We start from the raw sequence: 26436 nt of genomic DNA, 5'->3' as shown, positions 1-26436 counted from the left end.
ATTATGGCCACGCGCAAAAGTCTGAAGCCCCGCTACCGCCTCATGCGCGATGAGCAGATCGCGTTCGGCCCCGGCAAAGCTGACTTGCTCGAAGCCATCATCGAAACCGGCTCCATCGCGGAAGCAGCGCGTGAATTGGATCTCTCCTACATGCGTGCATGGTCTTTGATCAAAGTGATGAACGAATGTTTCCGCGAACCGGTGGTAGAGAAAAATCGCGGTGGAGAGAAGCATGGTGGCGCTGCTGTCACAGAGTTTGGCCTAAAAGTGCTCAAGTGCTTTCGTAACCTCGAAGCGAAGTCTGCGAAAGCCACCACTAAAGAATCTGCCGCGCTGCTCCAGTTTCTGCGTTGAACTTCCCGGGAATCTCACGGCCCAAGAGTTATTGTCTCGATATATTTGACAGAATATATCGTATGCAGCCTAATCTCCATAAGATGACGCCTCCGATTATTTCTCATCGCCTGAAGCGAAGGGTTTCAATGCTTCTGGCTTTGCTCACGCTGGCTGCCAGCACAGCAGTTCAGGCAGAAACCTTACGCGTTTTCGCCGCTGCGAGCCTGACCGATGCCTTGAAAGAAATTGCGACGGGTTTTGAAGCGCAGCAGAAAGGCGCGGACAAAGTGGTCTTCAACTTCGGTGCGTCCAGCACCCTCGCCCGCCAGATCGAAGAAGGCGCTCCCGCAGATTTCTTCTTCTCGGCCGATGAAGCGAAGATGGACGCACTCGATAAAAAAGCGCTCATCATGAAAGAGACGCGCAAGAGCAAGCTCTCGAACGCGCTCGTCATCGTAGTGCCAGATGACAGCTTTACGTATATCTCGAAAGCCGCCGATCTTGCAGAAGCCAAAGTGACACGCATTGCGCTTGCTGATCCTAAAACTGTGCCCGCTGGGATATATGCCAAGGAATACCTTACCAAATTAAACCTCTGGGCGGCTATTGAACCAAAAGTAGTCCCTACAGAAAATGTTCGAGCCGCTTTAGCTGCCGTGGAATCCGGGAATGTACGGGCTGGCATCGTTTATAAAACGGACGCCGCCATCTCGAAGAAAATCAGAGTCGCCTATGAAATCCCTCGCGACGAAGGACCTGCGATCAGCTACCCCATGGCCGTGCTGATAGAAGCCAAGCAACCCGATCTCGCCAAGACTTTTCAGAAATATCTGGAAAACGAAGCCGCCCAGAAAATCTTCCTGAAATACGGCTTCATCGTGCAACCATGATTCGCACGCCAAATCACGTTGATACTGTTAGCGGAGACAAATGTTCTCCCTCGCCCCTCAACGGGGAGAGGGCGGGGGTGAGGGGTGAGCGAGCCAAGAGTGCAATCACTTTAATCGTTCTCGCACACAAATCCCCTCCATCTGCTTGACCTGAACCCCATCTCAGGAAACCGTGTTCGTGAGCATGACGGGCGAAGCATGGCAGATCATCTGGTTCACCGCGTGGGCTTCCGCCCTCGCCACGCTGCTCATCATTCCGCCCGGTCTGGCCATCGCATGGCTGCTCGCACGACGTGATTGGCCGGGGAAGAGCATTGTTGAAACACTGATCTCGTTGCCGCTGGTGATTCCACCCGTGGCCACAGGTCTCATCCTGTTAAAACTTTTCGGCAGACGCGGCCCGCTCGGTTCTTTCCTCGAGAACAATCTGCATCTGGAGATCATCTTCACGTGGAAAGCCGTGCTGCTCTCCCTCATGGTCATGTCCTTCCCGCTCTTCGTACGTTCCGCACGTGCCGCGATGGAAGGTGTGAACCCACGATTGGAACAGATCGCCCGCACACTCGGCGCGAACGGCTGGCGTGTTTTCTTCACCATCACCGCGCCACTCGCAATGCGAGGAATCCTTGCCGGTGTGCTGCTCGGTTTCGCCCGTGCGCTCGGCGAATTCGGCGCGACCATTATGGTCGCCGGTAATATCGCTGGTGAGACGACAACGATTTCGCTCTCCATCTATCAATCCGTTCAACTTGGCGATGATCGCGCCGCGTGGACCATGCTCGGCTTCTCCGTGACGATGGCCTTCGCCGCAGTATGGACGAGTGAATGGCTCCTGCGCCGGGAAAAGGAGAAACGCTCATGAAGCTCTCTCTGCGCCAAGTCCTCCTGCCTTTGGACCGCCTCACGCTCGAGGTGGATGCTGAACTCACCGCGCCAATCACCGCGCTCTTCGGCCCCTCGGGTGCGGGCAAGACCTCACTGCTCGATGTCATCGCTGGACTGCGCCGCCCCGCTTCCGCTCAGATCATTCTCGGCGAGCGCACCTTGACCGATACGCAAGCGCGCCTGCACATCCCACCTGAGCAACGCGCCATCGGCTACGTCCCGCAAGATCTCGCACTCTTCCCCCATCTCACCGTAAATGAAAACGTGCGCTACGGTTTGCGTGCGAATGTGGATGGCCTCTTCAAACTGGATCACATAATCGAAGTCTTAGAGATCGCCCCTTTGCTCACACGGGGTGTAAATCAACTTTCCGGTGGCGAAAAACAACGCGTCGCCCTCGCTCGTGCGCTTGCCACGGCCCCCAAGCTTCTGCTCCTCGATGAACCGCTCTCCAGCCTGGATGCCCGCTTGAAAGCCCGCGTGTTGCCCTTCCTTAAACGCATCCGTGACGAGTTTCACGTCCTCATGCTCTACGTCTCGCACGATGCCGCAGAAGTCCGCGAACTCTGTGATGAAGTCATCCAGTTGGAAGACGGCAAGATCACGGCACGCGGACCAACAGCCAATGTGCTGCCGGCATCTTGCCGGCAGTAAAGGAGCGTTCGCATGGCAACAGTAACCGTTCAGGTGTCTTGAAGTATTTGGCATTCCAACCGGTCACAGCGAACAACTAGTTCTTGTTTATCTTTGCACATCCTCCGCTTTCGTGCGAAATAGAGCGCGAACCACTATCTCCGCTTCATCGCATGAAATACGTTCTCGCATTGGATCAGGGCACCACCAGTTCGCGCGCCATCGTTTTTGATAATCGCGGCGCTATCGTCTCCGTGGCGCAACAAGAGTTCCGCCAGATCTTCCCTAAGCCGGGCTGGGTGGAGCATGACCCGCGCGAGATCTGGGCCACGCAATCAAACGTGGCTGCGGAAGCGATATTAAAGGCTGGCCTCACCGCGCGCGATGTCGTCGCCATCGGCATCACGAATCAGCGCGAGACCACCGTGGTGTGGGACAAGGCCTCCGGCCAACCGATCCATAACGCGATCGTGTGGCAGGATCGCCGCACCTCGAAAGTTTGTGACCAGTTAAAGAAGCGCAAACTCGCGCCGATGATCAAGAAGAAGACCGGCCTCGTGGTGGACGCCTATTTCTCCGGCACGAAATTGCAATGGCTCTTGAAGAATGTCCCCGGTGCACTGGAGAAAGCCAAGCGAGGCGAACTCGCCTTTGGCACCATCGATACGTGGCTCACATGGAATCTCACCAGCACACGCGCCCATGTCACCGATGTGAGCAATGCTTCACGCACCATGCTCTATAACATCCACAAAGGGGATTGGGATGAAGAGCTCCTGAAGTTATTCGGCATCCCTCGCGCGATGCTTCCCGAAGTGCGCAGCAGCAGTGAGGTGTATGGAGAGACGAATATTTTCGGCACGCCCATTCCCATCGCAGGTATCGCGGGCGATCAACAAGCCGCGCTCTTCGGCCAAGTCTGCACGAAGCCCGGCATGGTGAAGAACACGTATGGCACCGGTTGCTTCATGCTGATGAACACGGGCACGAAACCAATCTCTTCGAAGAATAATCTGCTCACCACTGTCGCGTGGAAGATCGGCAACAAGACCGAATACGCGCTAGAAGGCAGCATCTTCATCGCCGGTGCCGTGGTGCAATGGTTGCGCGATGGCCTCGGCATCATCCGCTCCTCCAGTGAGGTGGAAGCTCTCGCCGCACAAGCGGAAGATAACGGCGGTGTCTATCTCGTGCCTGCCTTTGCCGGACTCGGCGCACCGCATTGGGATCAATATGCGCGTGGCACACTTGTGGGACTTACCCGTGGGTCGGGTCGCCCACAGATTGCCCGGGCAGCACTCGAAGGTATCGCCTATCAAGTGCAAGACGTGCTCCACGCGATGGAAGCCGATGCGAAAGTGAAGCTGAAGGAACTGCGCGTGGACGGCGGCGCATGTGCGAATAACCTGCTCATGCAATTTCAGTCAGACATCCTGAAAGTCCCTGTGACACGCCCGAAGGTGACGGAGACCACTGCGCTCGGTGCCGCGTATCTTGCAGGTCTAGCTGTGGGATACTGGAAGAGCGTCGATGCCATCGCCTCCCAATGGCAGGCCGATCGCCGTTTCAAATCCACCATGAAACCCGCGCAACATAAGAAACTTCTCACCGGCTGGAACAAAGCCCTGTCCCGCGCCGAGAAATGGGAAGAATCCTGATTTACGATTTCGGAAATACGATTTACGAGCGTGTGTGATACACTTGATGCTGCATGAGCATTCAAACCTCACAGACTAGGCCAGCGCGTCTTAACCCTATCTGTGTTTCGTCTGTGTTGATCCGTGGCTAAAATTTCCCAGTGAATCGCGCCACTCAACTTGCCCGCCTTGCCGCAGAGCCCAATGCTTGGGACATCATCGTCATCGGCGGTGGCGCGACGGGCTTGGGCACGGCACTCGATGCCGCATCACGTGGCTATCGCACAGTTCTTCTTGAGCAGAGCGATTTCGCTAAGGCCACTTCCAGCCGCAGCACGAAACTCATCCACGGCGGGTTTCGTTATCTGAAGCAGGGTAATGTCTCACTGGTGCGCGAGTCCCTGCATGAGCGCGGCTTGCTGCTGCGCAATGCACCGCATCTCGTGCATCCGCTGCCGTTCATCGTGCCCGCGTATCAATGGTGGGAGAAACCTTACTACGGCATCGGGCTTACGGTTTACGACAAGCTCGCCGGTAGCTTGGGCATCGGTGCCACGCAATGGCTCGGTAATGATAAGGTCTGCGAGAAATTGCCGGGAATCAATCCGCAAGGACTCCAAGGCGGCGTCCAATATTTCGACGGCCAGTTCGATGATGCACGACTTGCTCTGGCGATCGCGCAAACGATTCCCGACTGCGGCGGTGTCGCGTTGAACTACATGCGCGTGGTGAAGCTCATCAAAGAGAAAAACCGCGTGGCTGGTGTCATCGCGGAAGACGTCGAGGCTGGATGCGTCTATGAACTGCGCGCGAAGATCGTCATCAACGCCACCGGCATTTTCACCGATGATATCCGCCGCATGGATGATACCGCTGTGAAGCCCATGCTCGCCGTGAGCCAAGGCATTCATTTGGTGCTCGATGCCTCCTTTCTCTCCGCTGACACAGCGCTCATGGTGCCGAAGACAGATGATGGTCGTGTGCTCTTCGCTATCCCTTGGCACGGTAGCCTCTTGCTCGGCACCACCGATACACCACGTCCACAGGCAGAACTGGAACCGCGTCCATTGGAGGAAGAGATCGCTTACCTGCTCGATTACGGTGCGCGCTATCTCACCCGTAAACCCACGCGTGCCGATGTCCGCAGCGTCTTCACGGGCTTGCGTCCGTTGGTGAAAGCGGGTGATAGCTCCATCACCTCGAAGCTCGCTCGCGATCACACCATCTTGGTCTCTGACTCTGGCCTCATCACGATCACCGGTGGCAAATGGACCACGTATCGCAAGATGGCGGAGGATACGGTGAATCGCGCCATCGAAGTCGCGCACTTGGATCCGAAGCCATGTCGCACGCGCGAATTGCGCCTGCACGGCAGCGCTCCGGCTAAGAATCACAACGAGTGGTCCTCTGTCTATGGCAGCTTCGATCTCTCCGTGGATAAAGTTGCTCGCGAACTGCCTGATGGCCTGGAGCGGCTCCACCCGCGCCTGCCCTATCGCGTGGGCGAAGTCCTCTGGGCTGCCCGTGAAGAAATGGCCCGCACCGTGGAAGATGTCCTGAGTCGCCGTTTGCGTGGGTTGCTATTAGATGCCGCTGCTGCGATGGAATGTGCGCCACGCGTTGCAACCCTTATGCAAAAGGAATTGGGCAAAGATGATGCGTGGGCTGCCGAGCAAATCAAAGAGTTCGAGTCAGTGGCAAAACTCTACCTAGCGGGCCAGTTTGCAAGCGATGGAGATATTTGATTGGCAACATGAGGCTTGGCAGGCAGGCTGTTGCTGGATTTTACAGGAGCAATAGCATGTTTTCTCCAAAATTTTCGAAACGTTTGGTATTCCTTGTTTTGTTGGCGGCCATATTTCCCGGTGTCCCCCGTTCTGCTCCTGCTGCCACGGGGCCGGAAGTGGCAGTTTCTCCTGCGGTCGCTGTTCGTTTGGAAACAAATCCAAACCGTCATTATGTGATTCAATCTACGACTACGCTAGAGAACCCCACCTGGTATGATATCACTGGCGTGATCAGCGGTGACGGGACGGTACAGTCTTTTTTCCAGAGAATCGAAGGGGTGAACAGCGGATTTTTCCGTGCGGTCGAACATGACATCGATGCCGGGATGGTGGCACATTACCGTTTGGATGGTAATGCCAACGACGCCACTGAATATGAGAATGACGGCATCGTTTTGGGAGCCATCCCAACCAAAGACCGGTTTGGAAATTTGTATGGGGCTTACCATTTCAACGGCATAGACCAGTATATTTTAATTCCACACTCACAGCAGCAAATGCTGGCTGCGGGTGATTTCACTGTGGCTTATTGGGTGAATTTTGAGGTCCAGCAACCCTCGGTTCATCTCTTCGGAAAAAGCGATGGCCCGGGGAACATGGGCAAGTGGATCATCCGTCATGACATGAGCGCGGGTTTTCTTCTGAATCTGAATTCTTCCAGCGGCAGCGCCGCTGCCAATGCTGCAGGTGCGTGGATGTTTGCCTCGAATGTCTGGATGCATGTCGCCCACACCAGAACCGGCGAAGATTACAAAACTTACATCAATGGCCGGTTGGTCAGCGATGTACGATATGCTGTCCCAAGCAGCACGTCGTTTTCATCGTTTACAATTGGTCAGGTAGAAAACGCCAATTGGTTTCAAGGAACGCTGGATGATATCCGCATATACAATCGCGCACTTTCGGCCACGGAAGTGAAGGCCTTGCATAATTATAATCCGGTGAAACTGGGGCAAAATCTGGTGGCCCAATATAGTTTCAACGGAGATCCCGCTCTTGAATCCATATACGGGCAAAATGCCACTGCCAACGGGGTAAGTTTGGTTCCGGACCGGCTTGGACGACCCAATCGAGCCGCGTTCTTCGATGGGGTGGTCAGCCGCCTGGAACTGCCCCGAGCCACCCTTGCCGACGAAATCAACTTGGAATTCACCATCAGCATGTGGCTTCAGTTTCAAGGGACTGCGGGCGAAAAACATTTCTTTGGACGAAGCAATGGCGGAGGTAATCAATTGAAGTGGATCTGGCTGTACCGTTCTAATCCAGGTGAGTTGTCCTTTTTGGTGAACAACAATCCTACTGTCGAGACTTTGGCCGCGCGAACTTCGTGGGCATATTCAACCAATTCCTGGTATCACTTTGTTTTGACCAAGCAAGGTTCTACCTATGTCACCTATATCAACGGGCTGAAATCAGCTCAAACAAATGGGCCTTCGGTTCTTTCTTACATCAATTCGCCTTTGCGGCTGGGGAACGTAGAAGGTGCAAATGGGTTCCAGGGTAAGGTGGATGACCTGCGCATTTACAATCGGGCACTTTCAGAAAATGAGGTTCAAGAACTCGGTGAAATGATTGACTGACGCTCTCTCAGAAAATCCGGTCAGGCCAGACTTCATCAATCGCTACCTCATGCTCTTGGGATAGCATTCGCTTCTCATATCACCAAATTTTCATGGCCTCATTCCTGCAAAGCATCTGATAGTTTTACCGCGAATTTTTCTTCACAAAACGCGCCATGCGTTCGGCGGCGATCTCGATCTGGTCGAACGCCGTCGCGAAACAGCAGCGCAGGAAGCCTTCACCACTCGCACCGAAAGCGCCACCAGGCACGCACGCCACTTTCTCTTGCTCCAGCAATTTCACGGCGAACTCTTTCGAGCTCAGACCTGTGGATTGGATGCACGGAAAGGCGTAGAACGAGCCGCGCGGCAAATGGCATTTCAGGCCCATGTTGTTCAGCGCGTTCACGATGAAATTGCGGCGAAGACGATAGTGCTCGCGCATCTCGATGGTGTCTGGCTCGCCATGCAGCAACGCCTCGAGCGCAGCTTCCTGGCTGATGATGCTCGCGCAGAGCATGGAGTACTGGTGGATCTTCATCATGGCCTCGATGAGATCCGTGGGACCGCACGCGTAGCCGATGCGGAAGCCGGTCATCGCATACGCCTTCGAGAAACCGTGCAGGAAGATCGTGCGTTCGCGCATGCCGGGCAGGGACGCGATGCTGACGTGCTCACCCTCGAACGTGAGCTCAGAATAGATCTCATCCGTGATGACGATGAGGTTATGCTTGTGCGCGAGCTCCGCGATCTTCAGCAATTCGGAACGTGTCATCGTGCCGCCCGTCGGATTCGTCGGGAAGTTCAGCATCAGTACCTTGGACTTCGGTGTGATGGCCTTCGCGATCGCTTCTGCTGTGAGCGCGAAACCGTCTTCCGCGCGGCAGTTCACCGCCACAGGTACAGCGTGCGTAAGTGCCACGCTCGGTGAATAGCTCACGTAGCACGGCTCGTGATAGATCACTTCATCGCCGGGATTCAGCAGCGCGCGCAAGGCGATATCCAAGGCTTCACTCACGCCCACGGTGATGAGAATCTGCGTCTTCGGATCGTAGGTGACCTTGAACTGCTTTTCCACAGTGGCTGCGATGGCCTCGCGCAATTTCAGCAATCCCAAGTTCGACGTGTAGGTGGTGCGGCCGCGTTCCAAGGCGTAGATGGCGGCCTCACGAATGTGCCACGGCGTCACGAAGTCGGGTTCACCGACGCCGAGGGAGATGACGCCCTTGGTGTTTTGGACGATGTCGAAGAATTCGCGGATGCCGGAGCGCGGAATGGCGCTGACATGCTTCGCGATGAACTGCTTGGTGTCTAGTGGTTGCGACATGGGAATACCTTGGGGCGGGCGCCCGTCGGTGAATCACCGGGCAACCCGCGCGAATCAGGCTGCTGCCTGGTCCTGTTTCCGCCGGATGATGGGCTTGCTCTTGCCCAGCACCACAGCACGGGTGATCTTGACGTTGAGGATGTCCTCGCTGCCGGGGATGTCATACATCACATCCAGCATGAGCTTTTCCAGCAGACCGCGGAGGGCGCGGGCACCAGTGCCCTTCTTGATGGCCTGTGCGGCCAGCTCCTGCAGGGCATCGCAGGAAAATTCGAGTTCGACGCCTTCCATCGCCAGGAGCTTTGCGAACTGCTTGGTCAGCGCGTTCTTTGTCTCGGTGAGGATGGTCATCATCTGATCTTCGGTCAGCTCTTCCAGCACGGTGAGCATCGGCAGGCGGCCGATGAATTCCGGGATGTAACCGTAGCTCAGCAAATCTTCCGGCTCGATCATCTGCATGATCGTCGTGCGATCTTCAGGAGCGATGGTCGTGGCTTCCTTGGCATCGCCGAAACCAAGCACGCGCTTACCCACGCGCCGTTGCACATTCTTCTCCAAGCCCACGAACGCACCACCGCAGATGAACAGGATGTTCGTGGTATCCACGCGGATGTACTCCTGCTGGGGATGTTTGCGACCGCCTTGCGGAGGCACATTGCAGATGGTGCCTTCCAAAATCTTCAGGAGCGCCTGTTGCACGCCTTCACCGGAGACATCGCGAGTGATGGAGACGTTCTCCGTCTTGCGCGCGATCTTGTCGATTTCGTCGATGTAAACGATGCCCATCTGCGCGCGTTTCACATCGTAATCCGCATTCTGGAGCAGTCGCAGGATGATGTTCTCCACGTCTTCACCCACGTAACCGGCTTCCGTGAGCGTCGTGGCATCCGCGATCGCGAACGGCACGTCAAGGATACGAGCGAGTGAGCGGGCGAGCAAAGTCTTGCCGGAGCCCGTGGGACCGATGAGCAGGATGTTGCTCTTCTCGATCTCCACCTCCGAATGCGGTGTGCTGATCATCTGCGGGAACGGCGTCTCGCCATTCTCCGCCGGTGCGGCGTTCTGCTCATGCATCACGCGCTTGTAATGATTATGCACCGCCACGGCCAAAGTCTTCTTGGCGATATCCTGACCTATGCAATGGATATCCAGCTCCGCTTTGATGTCGGACGGCTTGGGGATGCGCACGCGCGGTTGCGCACGCTTCACCTCCGCCTGCATCTCCTTATCGAGGACGTTCTTGCAGACGAGGATGCAACTGTCACAGATGTAAACGCCCGGGCCCGCGATGAGCTTTTTCACTTCCGCGTGGGATTTCCCGCAGAAGCTGCACAAGGTCAGGTTGGTTGGCCGGGCCATCTGTTGTTACATGTTAAATCAATTGGTGACGACGGAAGTCTTGTCCGGCATGCCGGGCACTTCCTTGCGGGAGACGACGACTTCGTCCACGAGACCGAATTTCTTCGCCTCTTCCGCGCTCATGAAATTATCGCGATCGCACGCGCGTTCCACCACGTCATACGTCTGACCGCTGTGCTTGGAGATGATCGTGTTCAAGCGCTCTTTCAGCTTGAGCATGTACTTCACCCGGATCTCGACATCGCTCGCCTGGCCTTCGGCGCCGCCGAGGACCTGATGGATCATGATGTTCGCGTTCGGCAGGGCGAAACGTTTGCCCTTCGTGCCGCCGCACAGGAGAACTGCGCCCATGCTGGCCGCCTGACCGATGCAATACGTGTTCACATCGCAGGTGAGGAACTGCATCGTGTCATAGATGGCGAGACCAGCCGTGACGCTGCCACCGGGAGAATTGATGTACAAATGCACGTCCTTCTTCGGGTCCGTCATCTGGAGGAACAGGAGCTGGGCGATGATGACGTTCGCCACCATGTCATCAACGGGTGTTCCGAGGAAAACGATACGGTCAACCAGCAGGCGGGAATAGATATCGTAGCCGCGTTCTCCGCGACCGGTCTGCTCGATGACGTGAGGTATCAAAAAATTGTTCATACAACGGCTAACACTAGCGCATCGCGCTAATTGGGCAAGTTACTCCATAGGCGCAAATACCGTCAAGCCATGGACCGGGGAGATTTTTCGGCGTTTTTTGCTCCACGGCAATGAGTTGGGCTTATTCCTTCTGACTTTTCCTCTCGATGTTGGGAGTTGGATGTTCGGTGTTCGATGTTTCCCCTGCGTGTCCCTCGATTTTAGTCCACCAAAGATTATAAAGCCGCTCCATTGTCGCCGCCGGATCTTCCACCAGCAGGGCTTCCTTGATCTTCGTGGCATACATGGCGAAGGACAAAGGCGGCACACGGTCCACGGCATGGAGGCGTTTCGGCAGATGGGCCGCGCGCGCCAAGAAGGCTTCCGCTCCGGCGACATCTAGGAAGGTATGACGCACATCGCTGCGGGCTTCCCGCATCAGAACATGGTCCGGCTCATACTGTTGCAAGACGTTGAAGATGACTTCCGCCGAAAAATGTAGCTTGCGGACGGACTTTTGTTCGCCAAAGAAGTTCCGATAAACCATCAGGCCGGTCTGCGCGGCATTGCGGAAGTGGTATTGCAGGAGGGCCGAGCGTTTCAGGGATTCATCCAAATCGGCCTCGAAGCCCTCAGGCGTTAGCAAGCTCGGCAGTTCTTCGAGGGTGAAATGCTGCTCCGGAGTGACGGTGAGGACGAACCCGTAGTCATCTGGCGTGGCCACGGCATTCCCGCCGCGCAAACGGCTGAGCCGCTGGGCGACGACTCGGGATAACGCATCATTCGCCGAGCGCCCGATGAGTGAGTGGATGAAATAATGCCGTGCGGGCACCCAAACCGGTCGCGGTTTGCCCCGACCACGCGGACGTTTGGCCTGGGCAGTCTCGGCGGTAAGGACTGTCTCTTCGTCCTTGTTCGAGAGCAGTTCCTCCACCAAAAGAAAATCCGCCGTGGGTATCTCGGACAAGGCATGTTGAGCGCGATACATCTTCCCGATGATCCGCGCGTTGTTCGCACCGCAATCCAACCGTTCAGCAATCCACGGCTCAATGTCCGATTCGCCACCCGCTTCCAAGCGCTTACGCAGTTCCGCGCGGAAGCCCATGATCTCCTGCGCCACGCGATTGCTCAGCGGCATCTTGTTCGCGTTCCAGCGCGGGATAGTGGGCGTGGCGTGATCGGCACGCTGCACGAAACACTCCATCCAACCGACCTTCTCCAACTGCACCGCGCGACCAGCGATCATGAAGACATCCCCCGGCTTCAACTGCCGGATGAACGACTCCTCCACGCTGCCCAGCACGCGATTCTTCAAGCGGATGGTCACCGTGCCTTCGCTCGGAATGACACCCACGTTTTGCAGGAAGTCACGTCGCACGACGCCTTGGCGCGTCTCGAAGCCGTTATCGTCCAAATATATCTTGCCGAACAATTCCGCGTATTGCTTGCGCAGGGATTTGCCGCCACCGGCGAGGTAATCCAGCACGTCATTGAAATCACTTTCGCTCAGATGACGATAAATGTAAGCGCGACGAATCAACGCCAGTGCGTCGGTGCGTGACCACTTGGCGATGCAGCCCATACTCACCAGATGTTGCGCGAGCACATCGAGTGGCTCGATGGGTAATCGCACATTATCCAGATGCCGCGTACGGGCGAGCAAGGCCGTGGCGCAACACTCGATGAGGTCATTGATATTCGTGGCCATCAATAGGCCTCGACTGATGGAGTGGATATTATGCCCGGCGCGACCGGTGCGTTGCAGCGCCTTGCTCACGCCCTTCGGGGTCGCGAGCATCACGACGAGATCAATAGAGCCAATGTCGATGCCCAGCTCCAGACTAGTGGAACAAACCACAGCGCGAAGTTCACCACGCTTCAAGCGGTCTTCCGTCTGCTGCCGCACATCGCGATCCAGCGAGGCGTGGTGACACTCGACCTGATCCGCTAATTCCGGCAACGCATCCTTCAACCAAAACGTCGCCGATTCCGCACCCGACCGCGTGTTTGTAAAGATCAACGTGGTGCGATTGGCGACGACCAATCGCCCGAGTTCCTTGATGAGCCGTTCTCCCGTGAAGCCTGCGACCGGATACGGATTCTTTGCCAACGGCGTATAGACCTTCAGATCAATACGCTTCTCCGCACTCGCATCAATGATCTCGCATTGTCCATTCGTGCCGACGAGAAACTTTGTGACCTCATCCAAAGGCGCGACGGTGGCGGAGAGGCCGATGCGCTGAACACAATGTGCTGCCGGATTCCAGCCGGCAGTCGAGGCGCTTGCACTAGGCACATCAACTAACAAGCTACCCGTACCCTTCATTAGCCCGCCAGGTTCCCCCGACTTTGAACCTTGAACCTTAAACTTGGAACTTCTCACCAGCGCATCGAGTCGTTCCAAACTCAAACTCAGATGCGCGCCGCGTTTGTTTTCGGCGAGGGCATGGATCTCATCCACGATCACCCAGCGCACACCATCCAGCACGGGCAACCACTTCTCCTGGCTCATGAGCAGGCACAGGCTTTCGGGTGTGGTAAGCAGGATGTGCGGTGGCTTGGTGAATTGCTTCTGGCGATCGGCGGAAGAAGTATCGCCGGAGCGCAGACCGACGCGGATGGGAGATTTCTCGCCGTAGATGGCTTGCAACGGCGCTTGCAGATTTTTCTCCAAATCATAACCCAGCGCGCGCAACGGCGAGATATAGAGCAGATAGATGCGGTTCTCCAAGGTGCCACGCTCCGCCATCGCCGCCAGCTCATGCAACGCCGCGAGAAACGCCGCCAACGTCTTGCCCGTCCCCGTCGGCGAAATCAGCAACGCATTCTTCCCCGCCGCGATCACCGGCCACGCCTGCGCCTGCACAGGAGTGGGCTTCCCGTAAGTCCGGGCGAACCACTCTGTAACTGGCGATGCTGATAAACCGGGCAATGCCATACGTGGTGGTAAGCAACGGCTGAAATGCCATGAAGTCAATTCAGGAGGAGCGTGGCTTTTAAGCCGCCTAGAGTCTCTCTTGAACTTTGTTAACAAGTAATGAATGAAGAGAAACCAACCATGCGTTAATGCTGTGGCCCAAAGGGCCAAGAGATTCCAGCCCAGGGCAAGGGCCGCACCTAAGCGGCCCTTGCCCTGGATTGTCGCGTTAAAACCAGTGTGTCCTGTAAGGACACCAGACCCTCTGGCGGCCTTTCAGGCCGCTCTCCTCTGCGCGCTTCAACCCAAGGCAGACCGCGAACGATCTGCCTTGGGCTGGAATCTTTTGGCCCTTTGGGCCAACCAGCTTTGTTTTATGCCACTCAAAGTTCATGACCGCCTCTAGGCCGTGCTGAGAGATATTTAGGCGGTCCTGCATGCGGAACCGCGCTCCGGTTACCGTTTTGTATCCACAAGAGAAATGCGGCCAAGATACTTGGCCGCATTCAGGTTGTATTTTTTCCACCGTCATTCCATTACTCACGCCGCATACCCACCATCCGCGAGCAAGTTCGCGCCGGTGATGTAGCTCGCTTCCGGGCTGGCGAGGAAGGCCACGAAGTTCGCGATCTCTTCGACATGACCGTACCGTTGCAAGGCGAGTTGTTGGGTGAGGCCCTTGGCGAATTCGCTGTCCGCCGGGTTCATGTCCGTATCGATCGGGCCAGGTTGCACGTTGTTCACCGTGATGCCGCGCGGGCCGAGATCACGCGAGGCACCCTTGGTGAAGCTCGCTACGGCACCTTTCGTGAGCGCGTAAGCTGCACCTCCGGCGAAGGTCATGCGCTCGGCATTCGTGCTGCCGATGTGGATGATGCGTCCACCTTCCTTCATGTGACGTGCCGCTTCCTGCGTGGCCACGAATAAGCCGCGCACATTCACTGCGATCAATTTGTCGAAGTCTTCCATGGAGAACTGTTCAATAGGCGCCATCGCAGCGATGCCCGCGTTGTTCACGAGGATGTCGATGCTGCCGAAGGCGCCGATGGTCTTGGCCACGGCGAGGCGAACTGCCGCTTCATCCGCCGCATCCGCCTTGATGGCGAGGGCCTTGCCACCTGCAGCTTCGATTTCCCGCACCACTTCGTCCGCCTTGGTGGAGGATGCGCTGTAAGTGATGGCCACTGCGGCACCATCCGCCGCGAGGCGGAGGGCGATCGCCTTGCCGATGCTGCGGGAACCGCCCGTGACCAATGCCGCTTTGCCTGCCAGTTTCTTGCTGTTGTTCGTGTTCATGATGTTTTGTTTTCTATTTAAGTTTTATTGTTCGTTGAACCCGTCGTTCATCTGCCAATAGGTTTACTCGCTCCCGGTGAATTCTCCCAATACCACGTTCCTTGCGCTGTCATGCTTTTTAGGCATAATGAACTTGATAAGGGGCGGGGAGTGCTTTGTCATCTGGCAGACACATTCAGGAGCTAGCATGACACCGAAGGATTATTTTAAACCGGCCAAAAAGATCACCGCCAAAAAGGATATGCCGGGTGTATTCAGCGAATGGCTGCTACTGTGTGATTACGAGCTGACTGGCAGCCAGATGCTCATCGTGGATTCGGATTTTGCGCCCTTGGCATCGGATGGCCTGTTGATTGATCTGCCATCCGGCCCATATCAGTTTCTCGTCCAAGGAGCAGATTATGGAGGCGATAAACGTGTCTCTGCCGTGCGCGTCATCAGGTCAGGTGCGGCTTCGGTATTAGGCCAGCAAATCGGCGAAACGTGGACCGATACCGGAACGACAGGCTTCTGTGAGTGCGAGAAATTCATCCAAGCATTTGGCGAAGACGAGGACGCCGTGCTGGAGAAGATCCGGGCAGCGGTAGAGAAAGCGAAGTGCTGCGGTGTTCTCGCCAAAGGAAAAACCAAAACGCCCATCATGCCGTTCGCCAGTTCTGGATTTGGCGATGGCACGCATCCTGTCTTCGAACTATTGGCTTATGGAAAACGAGTGGGGCTTGAAGTACGCTATATCGCCGAGACGCGGAAGTATCCATTTGATCGTGAGCCGATAAAGCCGGAAGCAAAACCGGCATCGCCCGCAGCTCAATCATTCCTGCCCGCTATCATGCTCGAAAGCGATGCGGTCGTTAAGGCGAAGGCTAAAGATGGAGATACGAATGCCCAATGTGATCTGGCCCGCAGATACACCAGCCGGAAAGATTTTAAAAAAGCGTTCTACTGGTTGCAGCAAGCCGCTGAAGGGGGATTGGACCGCGCACAATTTCTCTTAGGGGATACCTACACCAAAGGGATCATGATTCCAAAGGACCTTACGCTGGCGGCGCATTGGTATCGTGCAGCCAGTGAACAGGGATATGCAGATGCTCAGCGTAATCTGGGTTTTATGTATCAAATGGGTCAGGGGGTGCCGCAAGATCACGCGAAAGCTCGTGAATACTACGAGCTGGCAGCCAAGCAAGGCGATGCATCTGCATTGGGCAATCTGGGTATAATGTTTCATGACGGGCTTGGTGTTGAGCGTGATCATAAGCGCGCAGCCGAACTTTATTCCCTAGCCGCAGAGAAAAAGAACCTGATCGCTATCAATAATCTGGGGGTATTGTATCGCCATGGGCTGGGTGTGTCTCAAGATCACGCCAAAGCTGCTTCCTTGTATCAATCAGCCGCCAGAGGAGGTTATGCAGTCGCCCAATATAACTATGCCATGATGCTCAGCCAAGGATTGGGTGTGCCCCAAGATCTAAAGGAGGCGATCAAATGGTATACGCTAGCTGCTGCTGCCGGACACGCCGGAGCACAGTGCAACCTGGGCCATCATTACTATCAAGGCATCGGCGTGGCTCAAAATCTTGCAGTTGCCATCCAGTGGTTCAGGAAAGGCGCCGACCAAGGCCATGCGATTTGTGAGAACAACCTGGGTGATGCCTATGAAACCGGTAAAGGGGTAGAGCAGGATTTCAGTGAAGCTGTGAAGTGGTATCGCAAAGCGGCGGAGAAAAATGTGGCGATAGCACAGAAAAGTTTGGGTGTATTGCTGATCAATGGGCAAGGTGTGACGAAGGATTTGGCGCAAGGTATCCAATGGTTACAACGGGCTGCTGACCAAGGAAATGCTGAGGCGATTCAATTGCTCGCACTTCATCAAAGGAAAGAATCCTAGTTTATGGAATTGCGACATCTCCGATATTTCGTGGCGGTGGCTGAGGTGCAAAACCTCACTAAGGCGGCCGCGCAACTGCGCGTGGCCCAGCCCGCGCTCGGCCGTCAGGTGCAAGACCTCGAAGACGAACTCGGCGTGGACTTGTTGCGACGTAGTCCGCGCGGGGTGACACTTACGGCGGAGGGGAAACTTTTTCTCGAAGAAGTCCGTGAAATCCTCAAGCGCACTGAAGAATCGGTGGAAAAAGTTCGTGCCCTTGCGCGTGGTGAATACGGTGAGCTGCACATCGGTTATGCGCCCTCGCCCTCCGTGGAATTGCTTCCGCCTGCGCTGGCGGCGTTCAAGAAGGCGGCTCCGCGAGTGCGCATCGTCCTGCATGATCTCGGCAGTGATGAGCTGATGGTCCGCTTGCAAGATGGCACGCTGGAACTGGCGATCACCGTGGCGAATGCGGAAGAAGCCATCAAAGGCATCGAGTTCGAGGAGTTGCTACGCTATTCGTTCTGTCTCGCGATGTCCGCTGGGCATCCCTTCACGCGCAAGAAATCCATTTCACTGACGGAGGTGGCTACACAACCGCTCGTCGGTTTGATCCGTCGCGAATACACCGAGTATTACCGCCATCTGGATCGCATGTTCAGCGAAGCGAAGGTAAGGCCGCGCATCGCTGTGGAGTGCGATGGCTCCACCTCCATGCTCACGGAATTGGAGGGTGGCAATAACGTAGCCATCGTGAGCGAGCTGTTCAAACAGGTGGCGGGCAAGCGCCTGCTCTATCGTCCGCTCGCCGGAGTGACGGAGTTCCATAGCGTGGGTATCGCTCGTGCGACGAAGGGAGACGTGACACCCGCAGGCGAGAAATTCTGCGAGATGTTGCGTCAGGCAGCCAAGAATCTCCGGGCGGTGAAAACCAAAGGCAAGTAAACCCTCTATCTCTCCACTTTCACTTCCAGCTTGTTGCGCTGGAGTGTGGTGCCTTCGTTCAGGGAGAGTTGGGAGAGTGCTTTGTTGTAATCGGCCAGCGCGCGGATCTCGGCGGAGCGGGCGGAGGTGAGGTCGCGTTGCAATTGCAGCACCACGAAGCTCGTGCTCTTGCCGTTGGCGAGCTTCTTTTGCTCGGCATCCAGCGCGGCCTCGGCGTATTCGCGGGCTTTGCGGGTGGACTCGATCTGCTCGTAGTTGGACTGTGCCAGACGCACCGCGTTGTCGATGTTCACGATGGTCGTCTGCTCAAGTTTCTTGAATTGCAGGAGGAGCTGTTCTTTCCGGCTCTTGGCGTTGTTGTAATCGCTGCGGGCTGCGCGATTTCCCAAGGGGATGGTCAACCGGATACCGTAGCCGTGGGTGGGGTTTTCTCCGGCTTCTATGTCCCGGGTGACATTGCCGAAGTTCGGGCCCAAGCCGTTCTGGCCGAAGCTGCCGAAGAGGTCGAGGGCGGGGAACAACTGGTTCCGCGTATAGCGCAGTTCGATGTTCTGTTTTTCCAGGTCGATGCGTTGTTGCTCGAGATCGGGGCGCATCTCGATGCCCGTGCGCCAGCTCTCCTGCAGATCGAACGTCTGCGGCAAGGGCAACAGTTTTTCCGTGGGCTTGATGTAGATTGTGCGCCAGGCGCTGAAATCATCCGTCAGCAATTTCTTGAGTGCGTTCTGCTGATCGGCGAGCTGGCGTTGCGCCGTGATCAGATCAGCCTGACGGGCGGAAACCTGCGATTCGGCCTGCTTCTCATCCAGAGGTGCCAGTGCGCCGACTTCGACACGTTTTTTATTCTCGGACAAAAGCCGCTGGGCGAGCTCCAAGGCCGATTGCTGTACTTTGAGATTTTCTTCACTGAAGATCAGGTCGTAATAGGCCTGCTCTACTTGGGAAACGACGGTCATCGCTTGCAGGCTGACGCCGAGTTCCGAGCGGCGGAGATTGCGGCGGTTCAGCAGAATCGTGCGCCGGGCATTATCGATCCACATGTTCTTGAGCAAAGGCTGTGTGACCGTGATCTCGACACCGCTGCCGTACTCGGAGCTGATGTTATTGTTATCCTGAAACCTTCCATTCGCGGCCAGATCGTAGGTCATGCCGGTGGGCAAGGCACCGGTCAGCCCGACACTGCCGGCTTCACTGTTGATCTCCCGGTTGGGCCGTATGAGACCAACCGAATCCGTTCCACCAGGGGAGGAATTGAAATCGTGCGAGAGCTGGGTTCTGAGGGTGGGATCCCATGCGGCGTAGTCGCCATCCAAGGTGAAGCGCGCCATCCGAGGGTTTTCCTGCTCGATGCGGATGTCCAGATTGTGCGCCAGCGCCATCTCTATGCACTCGGCCAGGCTGAAGGGGCGAACAGGCGTGGTGGCTGGTGATGTTTGTGCGCCCACAGACGCCGTCACAGAAAACAGCGCGCCAAGGCCCAAGACCGGCACTAAACGACGTGTCGCCTTCAAAAAATGCGCCATTCCCATGATTTCGTTAAAAAATGTTCCCGATTGTCCGGGAGTTAAACAGTTGATGCCGCCAAAGGTTGCGGGAAATCCCACAACTTTCAAGCCGTAGCTGAGTTACTTTTTCAGGCTGGGACTGAGGCCCGCCGCAATCGATCCGCGATACCTTGCCACTCTGCGGTAGGCGGAACGGCTTCTACTACGATCAGACTGGCCCCTTCCTCATCACACCGGTGCAATTCCCCGTAGATGGCGCGGGCAAACGCCTCGGCATCGTGCGGGATGACGCTGACATTCGCCAGATCCGCATGCAACGGTATGCGCGTGTGGCTGATGACATGGGTGGTAGGCAGATGCGCCTTCGCTCCGGCCAAATCCCCAAGCAGTTGCGCAGCGTCCGTCCACTCGCTGATGATGAGCCGTGCCTTGGGCGAATAATGCTTCTGGAGCATGCCAGGACTACGCAAGACTTCACCGCTGACCATCGCTTTCTCGCCCGCCAAAGCGCCGGTGACGGCCAGCAACGATTCCGAATGGATCATCCCATGTCGCAAAACCCGGGGAGGCTGGCTCACGAGGTCGATGACGGTGGATTCAATGCCTACCTGCGCCTGCCCGCCATCCACGATAAGTTGCACTTTACCGGCCAATTGCTTGGCCACATGCTGGGCATTGGTAGGAGAAAGCTGGTTGGAGAGATTTGCGCTCGGTGCCGCCAAAGGGAAACCGCACAGCTTGATCACCTCTTGGATGAACGGATGGCTGGGCCAACGCAAACCCACTGTATCGCCACCTGCCGTCACAATATCTGGAACAACGGGCTTTCGAGGGAGAACTATCGTTAAAGGACCCGGCCAAAAGGCTTCTGCGAGCTGTTCTGCCTCTTTAGGCCAGTGAGCGGCACATTCCTGAGCCATCACCCGACCAGCCACATGAACGATGATAGGATTATGTGAGGGGCGGCCTTTAATCTCGTAGATGCGCTGAACAGCGGTCGGATTCAGGGCGTTGGCTGCCAATCCGTAAACCGTTTCCGTAGGCAGCACCACCACCTCACCGGCACGTAAAAGATCCGCAGCGCGCTTCACTGCTGCTTGAAACAGCGCTGGCGTATGCGTCGGCAAAATCTCGGTAGTGCGTGCGGATGACATGCCCGGTGGCCGGAGGTTGTAAGCGGAACCGGCGGCTGTGGCAACGGAGGAACGCGTCCATAGCGTGAGCACTTTGCCGTTGCCCTGTCTATCCTCTACAGTCACACAACCATCAACATGTAAGTCTATGAGTCGTTTTGCTTACGTGGCACTGGACGCCAAGGGCCGGGAAAACAAGGGACAACTGGATGCCGCCAATTCACTGGAGGCCGTGTCGCGATTAAAGGAGATGGGCTGGTTCCCCACCAAAGTCACTGAGGCCAAATCCGACGGCAAGAAAACCATGGCCTCATCCGGCAAGCCCACCAACCGCTTCGCCCGATTAAGTGCGCTCTCCTTCGGCTCCAAGAAGGTAAAGCCGAAACAACTTGCCACCCTCACCCGACAACTCGCGACGATGCTAGACGCCGGCATGCCGCTCTTGCGCGCCTTCCGGCTCTTGCAGGAACAGGAGGAGGATAAATCCACGCTTAGGATGCTGCACGAAATCGCTGCCGACATAGAAAGCGGCAACACCTTCAGCGAAGCACTGGCGCGGCATCCCAAGACCTTCGACAAACTCTACGTGAACATGGTGAAGGCCGGTGAACTCGGCGGTGTGCTGGAGCTGGTGCTGAACCGGCTCGCCGATTTCTTGGAGAAGGCCGAACGTATCAAGGGCCGCGTCATCGCCGCGATGTTCTATCCTGTCTCCGTATTACTTGTAGCTTTCGGCATCGTGGCGGGCTTGATGCATTTCGTGATCCCCAAGTTCCAGACCGTCTTCACCGACCTGATGGAGGGCAAACCCTTTCCGGCATTCACGCAAATGGTCTTCGACATGTCAGCCCGGTTTCAAAAGCATTTCCTGACCATTCTGGTTTCTGCCATCGGTTTCTGGATCGCGCTCTCGCTGCTGCGCAAATTACCCGTGGTAGGCCGCTGGTGGGACCGCCGGCGCTGGAATCTTCCGGTGCTGGGGAATCTCTTGCGCAAGCTGGCTCTGGTGCGGTTCACACGCACACTGGGAACTTTGATCGCGAGTGGTGTGCCGATCCTGCAAGCACTGGCCATCGTGCGCGAAGTAGCGGGGAACCAAGTCTTGGCGGACGCCATCGACTCCGTACATCAAAGCGTGCGTGAAGGGGAATCTCTCACCACGCCTCTGCGCACTGCTCGAATATTTCCACCCATTGTGGTGGGCTTGATGGATGTGGGCGAGCAGACCGGCGCATTGCCCGAGATGCTCTTACGCATCGCAGATAACGCGGAACAGGATGCGGATAATATCATCGCTGCATTATCTTCCCTGCTGGAGCCCATCCTCATCGTGATACTCGCTGTGATCGTCGGAACGATCGTCATCGCGCTGTTTCTTCCGATCACCAGCTTGATCGATGGTGATTTTGGCAAGCGCTCAACCGAATGAACGTTTAAACCTTTTTCTTCGGCTTGAACTCGGCAGCATGCAGCTGGATCAATGTAAGCTCTTTCTCCGTAAGACGGCTGCGGACGAGGAGCCAGTGTTCATGATGGTGCGGCTTGCCTTGTGTCTTTACCGCAAGGAAAAGCCATTTGCCCGCTTCAAAATTATTGCGCTCGCAACCCAGCCCTTCACTCAGCATGTAACCCACCATGTATTGGGACTCGGGATTGCCGCGTTCGGCTGCGAGTTGGAACCATTTCATGGCGGTCGCGTAATCTTTCTCCACTCCGCGTCCGGTATAATACAGATAGGCCAGGCCATACTCCGCCCAGTCGTGATCCTGAGCAGCGGCTTTTTCATACCAATACGCCGCCTGTTTGAAATCATGCGGCAACAGATTGCTCTTGTCGTAGAGTGTCGCGAGTTCGTATTGAGCCCAGACGATACCTGCTTCCGCCGCCTGCTTATACCACTTCGCGCCTTCGAGCGCGTCTTTGGTCACACCGCTCTCGCCATTCACATAGATCATCGCGAGCTCATACGCAGACCATTCGTTGCCGTTTTCCGCTGAAGCCTTATACCACCGGATCGCTTCCGGCATGTTCTTTTGCCCGCCTTTGCCGGAGCGATATTGGTCTGCCAGCAGCGGTTGGGCATACTTGTGTCCTTGCTCAGCGGCGCGTGACAGCCATTTCATCGCTTTGCTGGCATCGGGCGCAGCATGAGGGATGGTAGCCATGCCGGTCTTGTTCGTGGCGAGGAATGCCGTGGCGGCAGCGCGAAAGCGTTCGGTCGCAGTAGCGACATCCGTCGGGCTATCCATGCTGTTCAGATACAGCAAGCCCAACCGGAACTGCGCTTCGCCATCACCCGCTTCCGCCTGCGCCAGCCATTCCTGCTCAGCGGCAGATTGGGTGGACGCCACAGACGGCAACGCGTTGGTGGCAGGCACAGATACAGGCGAGGGCTTGGGATCACACCCCGCTGCACAAAGCAGAAGAGTCGCCCCAGCTACCACCGGCAGTTTATTGGTAAGAAAAAATCTCACACCGCCTTGGATTCTAAAGTCCAGACGATGTGAGATGCAAGTTAGGTTCCGCCCGCTATAGAACTAAGGGATATTCAAAGAGGGAGGCAGGTTTGGCGGAGGGGTCACGGCCGTGACTTGATGCGCCACGCGTGTGAGATAGATCTCATCCGCCTTTTTGTCCAGGTTCAGCACAAAGCCGCGCGGGGGCTGGAAGGATGCCAGTTCTGGATGCGCCTGCTGCAATTCATGCAATGACGCCGGCCAACGGCTTTGCTTCTGCCGATACGTAGTGAGCGCGGCATTCCAGCGCAGGTAAACTTTTTCGGTATAATCCGCCAAGGCGATTTTCTCTTCTGCGTCCGTTACAACCGGGACTTGTTCAACCACGGTTGCCGTGGGTGCCGCCAGAAACGCATCTACCGCATAAGATGCTACGGTCGTTGTCGCTCTGGTGCCGGACCCACTTGCTTCAATTGAAGAAGCAGCGGGGGTGGCGATCGGAAGTTCATCCTGATCTTCCGCAGAGCAGCCGACCAAGAGCAATGCGAGGGCACCGAGTGAGAGGTATTGGTATTTCATGAATTAATCCTTTGAGTTGATGGTCCAGTAACCGGTCTGGCGTTGGAGCACTGTGTTGGTTTCACCCAGAGTTTTCTCTGGCAACAGGTTCTCTGCATGTCCGTCTACGAAGAGGAAGTTGAAACCGTCGTTGTGGAAGTTCGGGGCTGTCTCTGAGTTCTGGGCGGAAGGCAGAAACTGGTTCGGCCCAGCGTGCGGGATACCCGACTGGTTCTGATTTCCCAATACATTATTGGGGTGTGTGCGTTCCGTGATGATGAGCGTTTCAGACGGAGCGTAGACAATCGCAGTGCGGACCGCTTTTTGATGACGCGGGTAACCGTTTTCCTTGCTGTCACGTGTGTCCCAAGAATTCATCGTCGCATCCTGCCAATCCCAGCCGAGCCCCACGCCAGTGCGGTTCACGGGATTCGGTGGCCAGTCGGCTGCATAAGGCGCCTGAGGCCCGATGGTGAGCTGACCGTTGTTATGCATGGCCATGGCGTAACTGCGACGGAAGCCGAGCGGAAAGCCATCCAGAGGCAATTTATCCGAAGGGCACAGCAAGGCCGGGATGCGTTGCGCGAAAGGGATGTGATTCTTGCGCTTGTCATCTTCGCTCCAGTTGCCACCGAGATACTGATTGATCACGTCATCCCAACTCCAGTGCCAGTTGCCTTGCTGCACCAGACGGATGCCCTGATACGGCAGCTTGTCTTTCTGATCATCCACGTACATCTGAATGCCAAGGCCAACGTGCTTGAGATTGCTCAAGCATTTCGTCGTAAGTGCCTTCGTCTTGGCCTTGGCCAGAGCGGGCAGAAGCATGCCGGCCAAGATCGCGATAATGGCGATGACAACGAGCAGTTCAATGAGGGTAAAACCGTAAGGACGCCGGGAGACGTCGCGAGACCGAATTACTAGAGGATCCATGCAATTTCATATTCATGGCCTTCCTCCAGCGGTCTGGTGAGAGAAACCGGTTAAATAAATGCGCCCGCAGCCGGGTCGCGTATCAATGTGGTCTATTCCGTATCGCGACCGGGCTTATCGAGACGCACCTTCTCAGTGCATTCGATCTGCACGACGCGACATTCATGAACCACCACCTGCACCACCCCGAAGCGTAGAGCAGACACCTTTTGGCGAACCACAGCCAGCCAATCCTCTTCAGAATTCACTGCTGCGTCGTTGTTTGATGTCGGGCGTTGATTCATATACTACATTAATTTGGTCGAGATTATGTATATTTAAACTTTGCGCAAGTAGAAATTTTTGTTTTTTGGATTTATAAAATCGCAACTGCCTATCCATAAATAATTTATGATTTAAATTAATCAGCTATTCAAAGCTTGGTATTCGCTCGGGCGCGCTTGCTTCGACGCTTTGCCTTGTCTAGTGTCCAAGGGTCGATGCGTTTATTGGACCGTTATCTCCTGCGTGAATTGGCCGTGCCGCTCAGCTATTGCCTGGGTGCATTTCTGGTTTTTTGGATCGCATTCGACCTCATCAGCAACCTTTCCGACTACCGTGAGGTGGGTCTGGGCGGGGTTTCCTTGCTACTCTACTACGCCTATCGGTTACCTGACTTGCTGCTGGTGATTGTGCCGGTCGGTCTGTTGCTCGGACTGCTCTACACACTCACAAACCTCGCTCGGCATTCGGAATTGGTGGCCATGCGGGCGGCAGGCATTAGCCTTTGGCGTCTGAGTGTGCCGTATTTTTTGGTGGGCATATTTTTCAGTGTCGCCCTCTTTGTGTTGAATGACGTGTGGCTCAAGAATACGAACGAGAAAGCGGAAGAATTGCTGGTGCGGAACAAGAAGGGCACAACCTCAGATAACAAGGTGCTTAGGAATTTTAATTTCCGAAATCCGCGTGAAGGCCGCACGTGGAACATCAGCCAATATCACCTTGAGAGTGGTGCCTTCCGCGATGCGCAGGTTACATGGAATCTGCCCGATGGCACGCGTCAGGTGATCATCAGCAAGAGCGGTGGTTTTACTGGGAATACCTGGGTTTTCACCAATGTACTCCAGATGGTTTTCATCTCTTCGGAATCAGCGCCAGAAAACAAAACGGTGACGAATCGCATGGAGATGCCGCTCTTCACCGAGACGCCCTCCAGTATCCGCAGCGAAGTAAAAGTGAGCAACAGCCTCAGCGCGGTGAAAGCCTCGAAAGCCGGTTATCTTTCACTGGAAGAAATGCGGGACTACATCCACATGCATCCGGATATGGCACCGGACACGAAAGCCAAATTGCTGACTCGCCTGCACACACGGCTCGCAGCGCCTTGGACCTGCTTGGTAGCTATTTTTATCGCGCTTCCCTTCGGAGCTGTGACAGGTCGCCGCAATGTCTTCGGTGGTGTGGCCAGCAGCATCATCATTTTCTTTGCCTTCTATGTCATGCAACGCTTCGGCATGGCCATGGGCACGAGCGGTCGCCTGCCGGCAATCCTCGCTGCTTGGGGTCCGAATGTTTTTTTTGCGTTCCTAGGGCTATGGATGACTTGGCGACAGAAGTAGCCGGTTGCACTGGCAGGCCAATCTCTAAATTTGGGGTTTCAGAGGCTTCCGGGCGCATCTTGACACTGCCCCCATAATGAGTTGGTAACGGTTCCGATCCTGGGTGCAAAGGGGCAACCACGAACCAAAGGAACACGGATGAAGCCAGAACCCAAGCGGCCTTTGACCTTACGGGAGATCGAGCAGGA

22 protein-coding genes are annotated in these 26436 nt (G+C 56.0%); 11 read left to right on the top strand and 11 right to left on the bottom strand.

Annotated features, from left to right (window positions below; translation table 11 throughout):
* The first annotated feature begins 3 nt into the window (after positions 1 to 3).
* The 7 genes from VGH19_21925 to VGH19_21895 all read left to right on the top strand — a co-directional run bounded on the left by VGH19_21925 (position 4) and on the right by VGH19_21895 (position 7748).
* Positions 4 to 354 (top strand): LysR family transcriptional regulator, encoded by a 351-nt coding sequence (locus VGH19_21925; GenBank protein ID HEY1174040.1) that lies wholly within the window; start codon positions 4 to 6, stop codon positions 352 to 354.
* Positions 351 to 1226, top strand: coding sequence for a molybdate ABC transporter substrate-binding protein (gene modA / locus VGH19_21920; GenBank protein HEY1174039.1), 876 nt, complete (start codon positions 351 to 353; stop codon positions 1224 to 1226). Before VGH19_21925 ends, modA begins: the two co-directional genes overlap by 4 nt.
* Before the next feature lie 184 nt (positions 1227 to 1410).
* The gene (modB, locus tag VGH19_21915; protein HEY1174038.1) at positions 1411 to 2088 is read left to right on the top strand and encodes a molybdate ABC transporter permease subunit; all 678 of its coding nucleotides are present in this window, start codon (positions 1411 to 1413) and stop codon (positions 2086 to 2088) included.
* Positions 2085 to 2765 carry an ATP-binding cassette domain-containing protein gene (locus VGH19_21910; GenBank protein HEY1174037.1) on the top strand — a complete coding sequence of 227 codons (681 nt, stop codon included), beginning with the start codon at positions 2085 to 2087 and terminating at the stop codon, positions 2763 to 2765. Before modB ends, VGH19_21910 begins: the two co-directional genes overlap by 4 nt.
* A gap of 152 nt (positions 2766 to 2917) precedes the next feature.
* Positions 2918 to 4402, top strand: a complete 1485-nt coding sequence (gene glpK, locus VGH19_21905) for a glycerol kinase GlpK (protein ID HEY1174036.1) — start codon at positions 2918 to 2920, stop codon at positions 4400 to 4402.
* A 140-nt stretch (positions 4403 to 4542) separates the two neighbouring features.
* Entirely contained in the window at positions 4543 to 6126 is a 1584-nt protein-coding gene (locus VGH19_21900) for a glycerol-3-phosphate dehydrogenase/oxidase (GenBank protein HEY1174035.1), read from the top strand.
* A 56-nt stretch (positions 6127 to 6182) separates the two neighbouring features.
* On the top strand, positions 6183 to 7748 hold the full coding sequence (locus VGH19_21895) for a LamG domain-containing protein (GenBank protein HEY1174034.1): 1566 nt from the start codon (positions 6183 to 6185) through the stop codon (positions 7746 to 7748).
* 124 nt (positions 7749 to 7872) lie between these two features.
* On the opposite strand, the gene VGH19_21890 is transcribed toward VGH19_21895, so the two are convergent.
* From VGH19_21890 to VGH19_21870, 5 genes are all read right to left on the bottom strand, one after another.
* A complete protein-coding gene (locus tag VGH19_21890; GenBank protein HEY1174033.1) occupies positions 7873 to 9054 on the bottom strand; it encodes an aminotransferase class I/II-fold pyridoxal phosphate-dependent enzyme in 1182 nt (393 codons plus the stop codon).
* A 54-nt stretch (positions 9055 to 9108) separates the two neighbouring features.
* Complete coding sequence (gene clpX / locus VGH19_21885; GenBank protein ID HEY1174032.1) at positions 9109 to 10413, bottom strand: ATP-dependent Clp protease ATP-binding subunit ClpX; 1305 nt, start codon at positions 10411 to 10413, stop codon at positions 9109 to 9111.
* An 18-nt stretch (positions 10414 to 10431) separates the two neighbouring features.
* The gene (locus tag VGH19_21880; protein HEY1174031.1) at positions 10432 to 11064 is read right to left on the bottom strand and encodes an ATP-dependent Clp protease proteolytic subunit; all 633 of its coding nucleotides are present in this window, start codon (positions 11062 to 11064) and stop codon (positions 10432 to 10434) included.
* Between the two features lie 121 nt (positions 11065 to 11185).
* On the bottom strand, positions 11186 to 13981 hold the full coding sequence (locus VGH19_21875) for a DEAD/DEAH box helicase (GenBank protein ID HEY1174030.1): 2796 nt from the start codon (positions 13979 to 13981) through the stop codon (positions 11186 to 11188).
* A 519-nt stretch (positions 13982 to 14500) separates the two neighbouring features.
* Positions 14501 to 15256 (bottom strand): 3-oxoacyl-ACP reductase family protein, encoded by a 756-nt coding sequence (locus VGH19_21870; GenBank protein HEY1174029.1) that lies wholly within the window; start codon positions 15254 to 15256, stop codon positions 14501 to 14503.
* Positions 15257 to 15443: 187 nt separating this feature from the next.
* Between VGH19_21870 and VGH19_21865 the strand changes: the two genes are divergently transcribed.
* Positions 15444 to 17141, top strand: a complete 1698-nt coding sequence (locus tag VGH19_21865; GenBank protein HEY1174028.1) for a tetratricopeptide repeat protein — start codon at positions 15444 to 15446, stop codon at positions 17139 to 17141.
* A gap of 3 nt (positions 17142 to 17144) precedes the next feature.
* A complete protein-coding gene (locus tag VGH19_21860) occupies positions 17145 to 18065 on the top strand; it encodes a LysR family transcriptional regulator (protein ID HEY1174027.1) in 921 nt (306 codons plus the stop codon).
* Between the two features lie 5 nt (positions 18066 to 18070).
* Here VGH19_21860 and VGH19_21855 read toward each other — a convergent pair whose 3' ends face one another.
* Together VGH19_21855 and VGH19_21850 are read right to left on the bottom strand one after the other, a co-directional pair.
* Positions 18071 to 19588, bottom strand: a complete 1518-nt coding sequence (locus VGH19_21855; GenBank protein ID HEY1174026.1) for a TolC family protein — start codon at positions 19586 to 19588, stop codon at positions 18071 to 18073.
* 110 nt (positions 19589 to 19698) lie between these two features.
* On the bottom strand, positions 19699 to 20829 hold the full coding sequence (locus VGH19_21850) for an L-threonylcarbamoyladenylate synthase (protein HEY1174025.1): 1131 nt from the start codon (positions 20827 to 20829) through the stop codon (positions 19699 to 19701).
* 22 nt (positions 20830 to 20851) lie between these two features.
* On the opposite strand from VGH19_21850, the gene VGH19_21845 reads away from it, so the two are divergent.
* Positions 20852 to 22132, top strand: coding sequence for a type II secretion system F family protein (locus tag VGH19_21845; protein ID HEY1174024.1), 1281 nt, complete (start codon positions 20852 to 20854; stop codon positions 22130 to 22132).
* 4 nt (positions 22133 to 22136) lie between these two features.
* Here VGH19_21845 and VGH19_21840 read toward each other — a convergent pair whose 3' ends face one another.
* The 4 genes from VGH19_21840 to VGH19_21825 form a co-directional block, all read right to left on the bottom strand.
* Complete coding sequence (locus VGH19_21840) at positions 22137 to 23177, bottom strand: hypothetical protein (GenBank protein ID HEY1174023.1); 1041 nt, start codon at positions 23175 to 23177, stop codon at positions 22137 to 22139.
* 63 nt (positions 23178 to 23240) lie between these two features.
* Complete coding sequence (locus VGH19_21835) at positions 23241 to 23738, bottom strand: hypothetical protein (GenBank protein ID HEY1174022.1); 498 nt, start codon at positions 23736 to 23738, stop codon at positions 23241 to 23243.
* A gap of 3 nt (positions 23739 to 23741) precedes the next feature.
* Positions 23742 to 24650, bottom strand: coding sequence for a prepilin-type N-terminal cleavage/methylation domain-containing protein (locus tag VGH19_21830; protein HEY1174021.1), 909 nt, complete (start codon positions 24648 to 24650; stop codon positions 23742 to 23744).
* Positions 24651 to 24742: 92 nt separating this feature from the next.
* Positions 24743 to 24934, bottom strand: a complete 192-nt coding sequence (locus tag VGH19_21825; GenBank protein HEY1174020.1) for a YezD family protein — start codon at positions 24932 to 24934, stop codon at positions 24743 to 24745.
* A gap of 195 nt (positions 24935 to 25129) precedes the next feature.
* Between VGH19_21825 and VGH19_21820 the strand changes: the two genes are divergently transcribed.
* On the top strand, positions 25130 to 26248 hold the full coding sequence (locus VGH19_21820; GenBank protein ID HEY1174019.1) for an LptF/LptG family permease: 1119 nt from the start codon (positions 25130 to 25132) through the stop codon (positions 26246 to 26248).
* The last annotated feature ends 188 nt before the right edge of the window (positions 26249 to 26436 follow it).

It is taken from the genome of Verrucomicrobiia bacterium (genome assembly GCA_036405135.1).
Taxonomy (GTDB): Bacteria; Verrucomicrobiota; Verrucomicrobiia; order Limisphaerales; family JAEYXS01; genus JAEYXS01.
The sequence above is the reverse complement of the archived record's forward strand: the minus strand, read 5'-3'. Positions and strand labels throughout refer to the sequence as shown.